The sequence below is a fragment of the Chromobacterium sp. IIBBL 290-4 genome (assembly GCF_024207115.1).
Classification (GTDB): Bacteria; Pseudomonadota; Gammaproteobacteria; order Burkholderiales; family Chromobacteriaceae; genus Chromobacterium.
In genome coordinates this window covers 3,307,489-3,318,413 of record NZ_CP100128.1, presented here as the reverse complement: position 1 = coordinate 3,318,413, position 10,925 = coordinate 3,307,489, and the positions used below count along the sequence as shown (strand labels likewise).

Below are 10,925 nucleotides of genomic sequence, written 5' to 3'. Positions count from 1 at the left end.
AATATAATACTTTTTGTCTTTCCCTGTCAGAAAGCAGTACGCAGGCTGCGGGAAAAGCAAAAACCCCAGCTCATGGAGCTGGGGTTCTCGATAGGGCGTCTGGCGGTGTCCTACTTTCACATGGCCAAGGCCACACTATCATCGGCGCTAAGATGTTTCACGGTCCTGTTCGGGATGGGAAGGCGTGGGACCATCTCGCTAAGGCCACCAGACATAAACTTGTACAAACTTAAAGAAGCCTGAACCAGAGAAGCTCTCTGATTCTGAATATTCGGTATTTAATTGTGTCGCACACACTCTATCTCGTCGCTCAGTATCATACGAATCCAAGATCCGTACGCTAAGCCACTCAAATGATAGGATCAAGCCTCACGAGCAATTAGTATCGGTTAGCTTCACGCCTCACAGCGCTTCCACACCCGACCTATCAACGTCCTGGTCTCGAACGACTCTTCAGGGAGGTCAAGCCTCCAGGGAAGTCTCATCTTCAGGCAAGTTTCCCGCTTAGATGCTTTCAGCGGTTATCTCTTCCGCACTTAGCTACCCGGCGATGCGACTGGCGTCACAACCGGTACACCAGAGGTGCGTCCACTCCGGTCCTCTCGTACTAGGAGCAGCCCCCGTCAAACTTCCAACGCCCACTGCAGATAGGGACCAAACTGTCTCACGACGTTTTGAACCCAGCTCACGTACCACTTTAAATGGCGAACAGCCATACCCTTGGGACCGGCTACAGCCCCAGGATGTGATGAGCCGACATCGAGGTGCCAAACACCGCCGTCGATGTGAACTCTTGGGCGGTATCAGCCTGTTATCCCCGGAGTACCTTTTATCCGTTGAGCGATGGCCCTTCCATTCAGAACCACCGGATCACTATGTCCTGCTTTCGCACCTGCTCGACTTGTCGGTCTCGCAGTTAAGCTACCTTTTGCCATTGCACTATCAGCACGATTTCCGACCGTACCTAGGTAACCTTCGAACTCCTCCGTTACACTTTGGGAGGAGACCGCCCCAGTCAAACTGCCTACCATGCACTGTCCCCAATCCGGATCACGGACCAAGGTTAGAACCTCAAACACACCAGGGTGGTATTTCAAGGACGGCTCCACCAGAACTAGCGTCCTGGCTTCAAAGCCTCCCACCTATCCTACACAAGTCTGTTCAAAGTCCAATGCAAAGCTACAGTAAAGGTTCACGGGGTCTTTCCGTCTAGCAGCGGGGAGATTGCATCTTCACAAACACTTCAACTTCGCTGAGTCTCAGGAGGAGACAGTGTGGCCATCGTTACGCCATTCGTGCGGGTCGGAACTTACCCGACAAGGAATTTCGCTACCTTAGGACCGTTATAGTTACGGCCGCCGTTTACCGGGGCTTCGATCAAGAGCTTGCACCCCATCACTTAACCTTCCGGCACCGGGCAGGCGTCACACCGTATACGTCCACTTTCGTGTTGGCACAGTGCTGTGTTTTTGTTAAACAGTCGCAGCCACCTATTCTCTGCGACCTGTCAAAGCTTCGTGAGTAAATCACTACACCCCAACAGGCATACCTTCTCCCGAAGTTACGGTATCAATTTGCCGAGTTCCTTCTCCTGAGTTCTCTCAAGCGCCTTAGAATTCTCATCCTGCCCACCTGTGTCGGTTTGCGGTACGGTTCTTGTGTAGCTGAAGCTTAGTGGCTTTTCCTGGAAGCGTGGTATCAGTCACTTCAGGTCCGTAGACCCTCGTTATCACTTCTCGGCGTTAAAGAAGGGCGGATTTGCCTACCCCTCACGCCTACCGGCTTGAACAGACTATTCCAACAGTCTGCTGACCTAACCTTCTCCGTCCCCACATCGCACTACACAAAAGTACGGGAATTTTAACCCGTTTCCCATCGACTACGCTTTTCAGCCTCGCCTTAGGGGCCGACTCACCCTACGCCGATGAACGTTGCGTAGGAAACCTTGGGCTTTCGGCGAGCGGGCTTTTCACCCGCTTTATCGCTACTCATGTCAGCATTCGCACTTCTGATATCTCCAGCATGCCTCTCGACACACCTTCACAGACCTACAGAACGCTCCCCTACCACGGACGCTTACGCGCCCATCCGCAGCTTCGGTTATCAGTTTGAGCCCCGTTACATCTTCCGCGCAGGACGACTCGACCAGTGAGCTATTACGCTTTCTTTAAATGATGGCTGCTTCTAAGCCAACATCCTGGCTGTCTAGGCCTTCCCACTTCGTTTACCACTTAACTGATCATTTGGGACCTTAGCTGGCGGTCTGGGTTGTTTCCCTCTTGACAATGGACGTTAGCACCCACTGTCTGTCTGCCAAGCTCGCACTTTCCGGTATTCAGAGTTTGCCATGGTTTGGTAAATCGCAATGACCCCCTAGCCATAACAGTGCTTTACCCCCGGAAGTGATACTTGACGCACTACCTAAATAGTTTTCGGGGAGAACCAGCTATCTCCGAGTTTGTTTAGCCTTTCACCCCTATCCACAGCTCATCCCCTAGTTTTGCAACACTAGTGGGTTCGGACCTCCAGTGCGTGTTACCGCACCTTCATCCTGGCCATGGATAGATCACTCGGTTTCGGGTCTACACCCAGCGACTAAGACGCCCTATTCGGACTCGGTTTCCCTACGCCTCCCCTATTCGGTTAAGCTTGCCACTGAATGTAAGTCGCTGACCCATTATACAAAAGGTACGCAGTCACGGAACAAGTCCGCTCCCACTGTTTGTATGCATCCGGTTTCAGGTTCTATTTCACTCCCCTCCCGGGGTTCTTTTCGCCTTTCCCTCACGGTACTGGTTCACTATCGGTCGATCATGAGTATTTAGCCTTGGAGGATGGTCCCCCCATCTTCAGACAGGATTTCTCGTGTCCCGCCCTACTTGTCGTATGCCTAGTTCTTGCGATGCGTTTTCGTGTACGGGGCTATCACCCACTACGGCGGTCCTTTCCATGAACCTTCCACTAACGCAACTCATAACACATACAGGCTGTTCCGCGTTCGCTCGCCACTACTTACGGAATCTCGGTTGATTTCTTTTCCTTCAGCTACTTAGATGTTTCAGTTCGCTGAGTTCGCCTCCGCAGACCTATGTATTCAGTCTGGGATACCGCCTAAACGGTGGGTTTCCCCATTCGGACATCGCGGGATCAAAGCTCTATTGCCAGCTCCCCCGCGCTTTTCGCAGGCTTACACGTCCTTCATCGCCTATGATCGCCAAGGCATCCACCAGATGCACTTAGTCGCTTGACCCTATCATTTCAGTAACCTAAATTACTGCGACAATAGAGAGTGTTTGTGCGACGACTGCACCGCCCCTTTTGATATGGCGACGCAGCCTTAGATACAATCAAATACCCAAGATGACGATCTGTCGACATGAAGAGTTAACTCCATGTTTTCATCTCGCCGTCTATATATATTCGGCTTCTTCAGTTTGTTAAAGATCGGGCGTTTTGCTGAGCAGCTTTCGCTGCACGCGAACAACGCAAACAGAATCAAACTTGATTAAGTTCGTTTTTGTTTGCACTGTAAGTGGTGGAGGATGACGGGATCGAACCGACGACCCCCTGCTTGCAAAGCAGGTGCTCTCCCAACTGAGCTAATCCCCCAAACAGGTCAAATGGTGGGTCTGGTAGGACTCGAACCTACGACCCCTGCGTTATCAACACAGTGCTCTAACCAGCTGAGCTACAAACCCAGTTGACTTTAGAGATCGTGAATCCCACAACCTCAATGCCCTTAACACAAATAACCGATAGGCTGTAAGTACTTGGCAATCGCCTTCTCTAGAAAGGAGGTGATCCAGCCGCAGGTTCCCCTACGGCTACCTTGTTACGACTTCACCCCAGTCATGAATCCCACCGTGGTAAGCGGCCTCCTTACGGTTAGCCTACCCACTTCTGGTGAAACTCACTCCCATGGTGTGACGGGCGGTGTGTACAAGACCCGGGAACGTATTCACCGCAGCATGCTGATCTGCGATTACTAGCGATTCCGACTTCACGCACTCGAGTTGCAGAGTGCGATCCGGACTACGATCGGTTTTCTGAGATTAGCTCCACCTCGCGGCTTGGCAACCCTCTGTACCGACCATTGTATGACGTGTGAAGCCCTGCTCATAAGGGCCATGAGGACTTGACGTCATCCCCACCTTCCTCCGGTTTGTCACCGGCAGTCTCATTAGAGTGCCCAACTGAATGATGGCAACTAATGACAAGGGTTGCGCTCGTTGCGGGACTTAACCCAACATCTCACGACACGAGCTGACGACAGCCATGCAGCACCTGTGTTACGGCTCCCTTTCGGGCACCAAGCTATCTCTAGCAAGTTCCGTACATGTCAAGAGCAGGTAAGGTTTTTCGCGTTGCATCGAATTAATCCACATCATCCACCGCTTGTGCGGGTCCCCGTCAATTCCTTTGAGTTTTAACCTTGCGGCCGTACTCCCCAGGCGGTCAACTTCACGCGTTAGCTACGCTACCAAGGATTCAAACCCCCAACAGCTAGTTGACATCGTTTAGGGCGTGGACTACCAGGGTATCTAATCCTGTTTGCTCCCCACGCTTTCGTGCATGAGCGTCAGTGTCATCCCAGGGGGCTGCCTTCGCCATCGGTATTCCTCCACATCTCTACGCATTTCACTGCTACACGTGGAATTCTACCCCCCTCTGACGCACTCTAGTCGTGCAGTCTCCAATGCCGTTCCCAGGTTGAGCCCGGGGCTTTCACATCAGACTTGCACAACCGCCTGCGCACGCTTTACGCCCAGTAATTCCGATTAACGCTTGCACCCTACGTATTACCGCGGCTGCTGGCACGTAGTTAGCCGGTGCTTATTCTTCAGGTACTGTCATCCCCGCCAGGTATTAACCAGCGGGATTTCCTCCCTGACAAAAGTCCTTTACAACCCGAAGGCCTTCTTCAGACACGCGGCATGGCTGGATCAGGCTTGCGCCCATTGTCCAAAATTCCCCACTGCTGCCTCCCGTAGGAGTCTGGGCCGTGTCTCAGTCCCAGTGTGGCGGATCATCCTCTCAGACCCGCTACTGATCGTCGCCTTGGTGAGCTCTTACCTCACCAACTAGCTAATCAGACATCGGCTGCTCGTATAACGCGAGGTCTTTCGATCCCCCGCTTTCCCCCTCAGGGCGTATGCGGTATTAATCCGGCTTTCGCCGAGCTATCCCCCATTACACGGTACATTCCGATGCATTACTCACCCGTTCGCCACTCGTCAGCGGTGCAAGCACCCTGTTACCGTTCGACTTGCATGTGTAAAGCATGCCGCCAGCGTTCAATCTGAGCCAGGATCAAACTCTTCAGTTCAATCTCATAGCAAATTTTCTGGCACGCAAGTTCAAAGAAATAAACAAGTATCTCTTGTCTCTTGCAGTGCAAGTATTTGGCTTTCACCAAGCACTTACACCTATCGGTTATTCGTTCTGTTAAAGAGCAGTGCCGGTGCAGTTTTCGTCACCTCGGAAACCGTTTCGTTTCCGCTGTTTCGTTCGCTGCGTCAGCTGAGGAGGCGAACTATACGCCCGAGCCTTGGGGTCGTCAACACCTTTTGCGAGAAAAATCAGGAAAAATCATCGCCAAACCGCCAGCAGGCAGGCAAGCCCATGATCCGGCTGAAGATATGAACAAGGGGTATTTGCAAAACCCCTCAGCAAAGCTGATGCCTACCCTCCTCCAGCACACCGCAACGGCCAAAAACAAACAGGCCGGCGTTGCCGCCGGCCTGTCTATATATGAAGCCTGATCGCAGCTTCTATCCAATCACACTATCTATTAGTTGCTGCCGCAGCAGGCTTTGTACTTCTTGCCGCTGCCGCACGGGCACATATCGTTGCGGCCTACCTTGTCGCCTTCGCGACGGACGGTGATCGGCGCTTGTTCCTTGGCGCGCCAGTAGTTGCTCACCGCCACCAGCGCATCGGTCAGCTCTTCCTTATAGCCTTCCACTTCTTCGTCGGTGAAGGTCAGCAGATCTTCGCCGCCCTCTTCGTCTTCGAAAGCGCCGCCCAACACCAGCATCGGCATCATCAGGCTTTCGAAGCCTTCGTCGTCTTCCGCCACTTCGAACCAATCGGTATCGACCAGATCCAGCGCGTACAGATAGGCGTTCGCCCACGGCCAGTAGTCCGGCGTGCCTTCTTCTTCGCTGTCTTCTTCCGCGTACAGGATCAAGTCCAGCTCTTCGCCTTCGCTCAGAACGTAGCGGATGCTGTCGAACAGCTTTTGCAGCAGCGCTTTCAATTCGGTCTCATCGGCCGGATTTTCGAACGCCGGCGCATCGCCCAGCACTTCCGGCAGCCAGAAGGCCGCATCGACCGCGTCCGGTCCGCTGGCCAGGGCGGCGAAGAAGCCCTGCACTTCGTCCGGGCGCATGGTGCTGCCGCTGGCCGACAGCGGGGTCAGCAGCGTTTCGAGACGGGTCAGGTCTGCATCGTTGAAAACGGTCACGGTCATGATGTTATTCCTCTAGGTGAATCGACTCTGGCGGCATTGTAAGCCAAAAGCGGCCTGCCGGCGGTTCTTTTGCTCGCCGCGCCTGAGCAAGATCAGGCCGTTTTCACATCATTCAAGCCCAGCTTCTCCAGCATCTGTTTTCGCATCAGATATTTCTGGATTTTCCCCGTCACCGTCATCGGAAAAACCTCGACGAACTCTATATAGCGGGGAATCTTGTAATGGGCGATTTCGCCTTGGCAAAACGCGCGGATATCCTCCTCCGTCGCGCTCTCGCCATCGCGCAGCCGTATCCAGGCGCACAATTCCTCGCCATAACGCATATCCGGCACGCCGATGACTTGCACATCCTGGATTTTGGGATGGCGATAAAGAAACTCTTCTATTTCGCGCGGATAGATGTTTTCGCCGCCGCGAATCACCATATCCTTGACCCGGCCGACGATATTGACCGAGCCATCTTCGCCCATGGTCGCCAGATCGCCGGTGTGCATCCAAGCGGCGGCGTCTATCGCCTTGCGCGTCATGTCCTCGTCGCCCCAATATCCCAACATCACCGAATAGCCGCGCGCGCACAATTCGCCGCTTTGGCCGCGCGCCACAATGCGCCCTTCTGCATCGACAATCTTCACCTCGACATGCGGATGCGCGAAACCCACGGTGCTGACGCGCTGTTCCAATGGCGTATCGGTGGCGCTCTGCAGGCTGACCGGGCTGGTTTCAGTCATGCCGTAACAGATGGTCACCTCCGCCATATGCATCCTATCTATCACCCGTTTCATCACTTCAACCGGACAAGGGCTGCCGGCCATAATGCCAGTGCGCAGGCTGGATAGATCGAACTCGGCGAAGCGCGGATGATCCAGCGTCGAGATGAACATGGTCGGCACGCCATGCAAAGCGGTGCACTTTTCCTCTTGCACCGTTTCCAGCACCGCCAGCGCATCGAACCCTTCCGCCGGGAACACCATCGCCGCGCCATGGCAAACGCAGCACAAGCTCCCCATCACCATCCCGAAGCAGTGATACAAGGGCACAGGAATGCATAAGCGATCCGCCGGGCTCAGCTTCATCGCCGCGCCGACGAACCAGGCATTGTTCAAGATATTATGATGCGACAGCGTCGCGCCCTTGGGCTGGCCGGTGGTGCCGGAGGTGAACTGGATATTGACCGCGTCGTCGAACTGTATGGTTTCGCCCAGGCCCTGCAGCCTGGCCAGCTCATCGGCCGATGGTTCCTCCAGCAAAGCCGAAAAAGCCAGCATGCCTGGCAGGACCTGCTGCCCCATCCGCACCACCCAGCGCAATTCCGGCAATCTGGTGGCGTGCAATTCGCCGGGGCGGCAATGTTCCAGCTCCGGCGCCAGATCGCGCACCATTTGCACATAATCGCTGCTCTTGAAGCTGGGCGACAACACCAGCGCGCGGCACCCTACCTTATTCAAGGCGTACTCCAACTCGGCGCGGCGGTAAGCTGGATTGATGTTGACCAGCACCAAGCCGGCTTTGGCCGCGGCGAATTGCATCAATACCCATTCGGCGCGATTCTGCGACCAGATGCCCACCCTATCGCCCGGCCTCAGCCCCAGGCGCAGCAGACCGCAAGCCAGCCTATCCACTTGCGCTTTCAGCTCGGCGTAACTCCAGCGGATGTCCTGATGCCTGACTCGCAGCGCCAGCCGGTCCGCGTGCCGTTCGCAAGCCTCATCGAAGAAGCGTCCTATGCTTAAGCCCAGCAATGGTTGATGGCTGGCGCCCTGAGCGTAACTGGCTTGCCGCATATGAAGTCTCCGAATCGCTTGCAAATGAAATACAGATTGACGATTACGTAAACGTAAATCAAGCTTCGTGCTGGAGGCGTGGAAAAAACGCTACAATCGCCGCCTGAAGGAAGACAATATGACCGCAGCAGAATTTTTCACCATTTCCGATTTGGCGCGCGAATTCGACGTGACCCTCCGCACCATCCGCTTCTACGAGGAGCAAGGGCTGATCGAACCGCAGCGCGAAGGGCGCCAACGCCTGTTCAATCGCCGCGACCGCGCCCGGCTCAAGCTGATCCTGCGCGGCAAACGCATCGGCCTGTCGCTGGCGGAAATCCGCGAAACGATAGATTTGTACCAGTTGGCGCGCGACGAGGCCAGCCAGTCGCAGAAACTGCTGGATTTGCTGCTGGAGCGCCGTCAGCAGCTGGAGGCGCAACGCCACGACATCGACGCGGTGCTGGAAGAAATCGCCTCTCTGGAAAGCCATTGCCGCAATGTGATCGACAAGCAGAGCTCCGTCGCCTGACCGACAGGGATATTGCAACGTCATTACCCATCCCGCAAAATGGCCTTCTCAACGGAGGTCATTGCCATGCCCAGCCCCTACACCGCCACATTTTCCTTGCAGCACCTGAGCGCTGAGCGCGTCGAGGATTTCTGGCGCGTCAGCGACAGCGTGGCCAGGGAGCGGCGTTATCTGGCTTTTCTGGAAATCCCGCAAGCGGCTTCGGCGGAATATGCGCGCAGCCAGCTGACCTGCCAAGCTCCGCATTTATTATTGCTCGACGGCAACCAGGTTGTAGGCTGGTGCGATGTCACCCCTCATCGCCTCCCCATCTATCAGCATGGCGGCACATTGGGCATGGGCCTGCTTCCCCGCTACCGCGGCATGGGCCTGGGCGGATGGCTGCTGGAAAGCGCACTGCAGCTAGCGGAACAGCGCGGCTTCCGCCGCCTGGAGCTGACCGTGCATGAGGATAATCTCAACGCGATCAAGCTCTACGAAAAACATGGTTTCCTGCTGGAAGGCCGCAAACGCGATGCCATCCACATCGATGGCCGCTACAAGGATGTCTTGATGATGGCGCGGCTCAGCTGCGCCGAACCTCCGGCGACATCAAACTAATTCCAGCACCTCCGCCACCGGCCGCCGCGGTTTCTGGGCCCAGTTGCCCTCAGCCGCGCGCCCAACCGGCAGCAACAGCACCGGGATTTCATTCTCCGGCAGGCCAAAGGCCCGCGCCACGCCCGCGGCGTCGAAGCCGCCCATCGGACAACTGGCCAAGCCCTGCTCCTGCGCCGCCAGCATCAGACTCATGGCCGCCAAAGAGACCGAGCGCACCGCCTCGTCTCGCTGCGTCTGCGGTTTGCCTTCATGGCCGCTCGCCGCCGCGCGTATCCAGGCATCGCTTATCGAGCCAGGCATGACCCCTGCATCCACCGCAGGCTGCAGCCGCTGCGGCAAATCCCTATGGCCGCCCAACACGCCGCAGCAAATGAAAGTCACGGCGGCCTCAGCCACTTTCCGCTGGCCAAAAGCCAGAGGCAACAGCCTGGCCTTGGCCTCCGCGCTTTGCACCGCGATAAAGCGCCAGTTCTGCATGTGATAGGCGGAAGGCGCCAGCGTGGCTAGTTGTATCAGCCTTTCCACCTCTCCTCGCTCCATGCCATGGGACGCATCAAAGTGGTTGGCGGAGATCCGCGCCTCCAACAACGCTTGCAATGCTGTTTTCATAAGATTTCTCTTTTGCGAAACGATAGGTTCTTATATAAATTATTTACTTTGAATTAATAGATATCATGCTCCACTGCACCGCCAGCACGCTAGCCAGCACAATGGCCAGGCCCAGCATCGACTGAGCCGACAACGCCTGGCCCAGCAAAACCCAACCCAGCACCACCGCGGTCAAGGGACTCAACAAGCCCAATGAAGTCACCGCCACGGCGGACAGGCGGGCAATGCCGCGAAACCACAGCAAGTAGGCCAGCAGCGCGCCAAATACTGTCAAATAGGCATAGCCGCCGATCTGCGCCGCGCTCAATGCCGGCAAAGGCGGATCGATGACGGCAGCCAAGGGCAGCAACATCAGGCCTCCCAAAGTGAGCTGCCAGCCAGTCAGCGCCGTCACCGGCGCCTGAAAACGCCAACGACGCGTCAGATAGGTGCCGCAAGCCATCACCACCGCGCCGCCGAACGCCGCCAACATGCCCAAGCCATCCCAGCGCGAGCCAGGCGACAACAGCAAGGCCGCCATGCCCGCCACCCCGCTCAAGCTGGCCCATAAAGCCAGCTTCGCGGGCTTGCGTTTTTCCACCTGCCAAGCCAGCGCCATCACCAGCAAGGGCTGGCAAGCTCCCACCACCGCGGCCAATCCCCCCGGCAAGCGATAAGCGGCGACAAACAACAGCGCCTGGAATGCACCGATATTCAGCGCGGACAACAACAGCAACCGTCCCCACTGCCCTTTGGCCGGCCGCCATCCGCCAAAGCAAGCCAGCAGCAAGCCGGCAGGCAGCACCCGCAGCAAGGCAGCGGTAAAGGGTCGGTCCGGGGGGAGCAGCTGGGTGGTGACGATATAGGTAGACCCCCAGATCACCGGCACCAAAGCAGTGATCAGCACATCGCGCCATTGGGAGGAGCTTGGTTGAACGGACATGGGCAAGCCTTTCGATTCGATTTATAATCG

At 56.1% G+C, this 10,925-nt stretch carries 7 protein-coding genes, 2 tRNA genes and 3 rRNA genes; 3 read left to right on the top strand and 9 right to left on the bottom strand.

Annotation, left to right across the window (positions count from 1 at the left end; all coding sequences use genetic code 11):
* Positions 1-97: 97 nt before the first annotated feature.
* The 5 genes from rrf to NKT35_RS15520 all read right to left on the bottom strand — a co-directional run bounded on the left by rrf (position 98) and on the right by NKT35_RS15520 (position 5,326).
* A 5S ribosomal RNA gene (rrf, locus tag NKT35_RS15540) occupies positions 98-212 on the bottom strand.
* A gap of 146 nt (positions 213-358) precedes the next feature.
* A 23S ribosomal RNA gene (locus NKT35_RS15535) occupies positions 359-3,250 on the bottom strand.
* Between the two features lie 283 nt (positions 3,251-3,533).
* Positions 3,534-3,609: transfer RNA gene (locus NKT35_RS15530), tRNA-Ala, on the bottom strand.
* 12 nt (positions 3,610-3,621) lie between these two features.
* Positions 3,622-3,698, bottom strand: a tRNA-Ile gene (locus NKT35_RS15525).
* A 92-nt stretch (positions 3,699-3,790) separates the two neighbouring features.
* Positions 3,791-5,326 (bottom strand): 16S ribosomal RNA (locus NKT35_RS15520).
* Together the 16S, 23S and 5S rRNA genes with 2 tRNA genes alongside form the textbook arrangement of a ribosomal RNA operon.
* Before the next feature lie 76 nt (positions 5,327-5,402).
* Here NKT35_RS15520 and NKT35_RS15515 point away from each other — a divergent pair.
* Positions 5,403-5,762, top strand: a complete 360-nt coding sequence (locus tag NKT35_RS15515; RefSeq protein ID WP_254294573.1) for a hypothetical protein — start codon at positions 5,403-5,405, stop codon at positions 5,760-5,762.
* 29 nt (positions 5,763-5,791) lie between these two features.
* Here the strand turns inward: NKT35_RS15515 and NKT35_RS15510 are convergent, their stop codons facing one another.
* Together NKT35_RS15510 and NKT35_RS15505 are read right to left on the bottom strand one after the other, a co-directional pair.
* Positions 5,792-6,472, bottom strand: a complete 681-nt coding sequence (locus NKT35_RS15510) for a UPF0149 family protein (protein WP_254294571.1) — start codon at positions 6,470-6,472, stop codon at positions 5,792-5,794.
* A gap of 92 nt (positions 6,473-6,564) precedes the next feature.
* Positions 6,565-8,253, bottom strand: a complete 1,689-nt coding sequence (locus NKT35_RS15505) for an AMP-binding protein (RefSeq protein WP_254294569.1) — start codon at positions 8,251-8,253, stop codon at positions 6,565-6,567.
* A 118-nt stretch (positions 8,254-8,371) separates the two neighbouring features.
* On the opposite strand from NKT35_RS15505, the gene NKT35_RS15500 reads away from it, so the two are divergent.
* Positions 8,372-8,764 carry a MerR family transcriptional regulator gene (locus NKT35_RS15500; protein WP_254294567.1) on the top strand — a complete coding sequence of 131 codons (393 nt, stop codon included), beginning with the start codon at positions 8,372-8,374 and terminating at the stop codon, positions 8,762-8,764.
* A gap of 66 nt (positions 8,765-8,830) precedes the next feature.
* Positions 8,831-9,364: a GNAT family N-acetyltransferase gene (locus tag NKT35_RS15495; protein ID WP_254294565.1), complete on the top strand. Its 534-nt coding sequence runs from the start codon at positions 8,831-8,833 to the stop codon at positions 9,362-9,364.
* Here NKT35_RS15495 and NKT35_RS15490 read toward each other — a convergent pair.
* Both NKT35_RS15490 and NKT35_RS15485 read right to left on the bottom strand, forming a co-directional pair.
* Complete coding sequence (locus NKT35_RS15490; protein ID WP_254294563.1) at positions 9,356-9,973, bottom strand: nitroreductase family protein; 618 nt, start codon at positions 9,971-9,973, stop codon at positions 9,356-9,358. The genes NKT35_RS15495 and NKT35_RS15490 overlap by 9 nt on opposite strands.
* Before the next feature lie 43 nt (positions 9,974-10,016).
* On the bottom strand, positions 10,017-10,895 hold the full coding sequence (locus tag NKT35_RS15485; RefSeq protein ID WP_254294561.1) for an EamA family transporter: 879 nt from the start codon (positions 10,893-10,895) through the stop codon (positions 10,017-10,019).
* Positions 10,896-10,925: the final 30 nt, after the last annotated feature.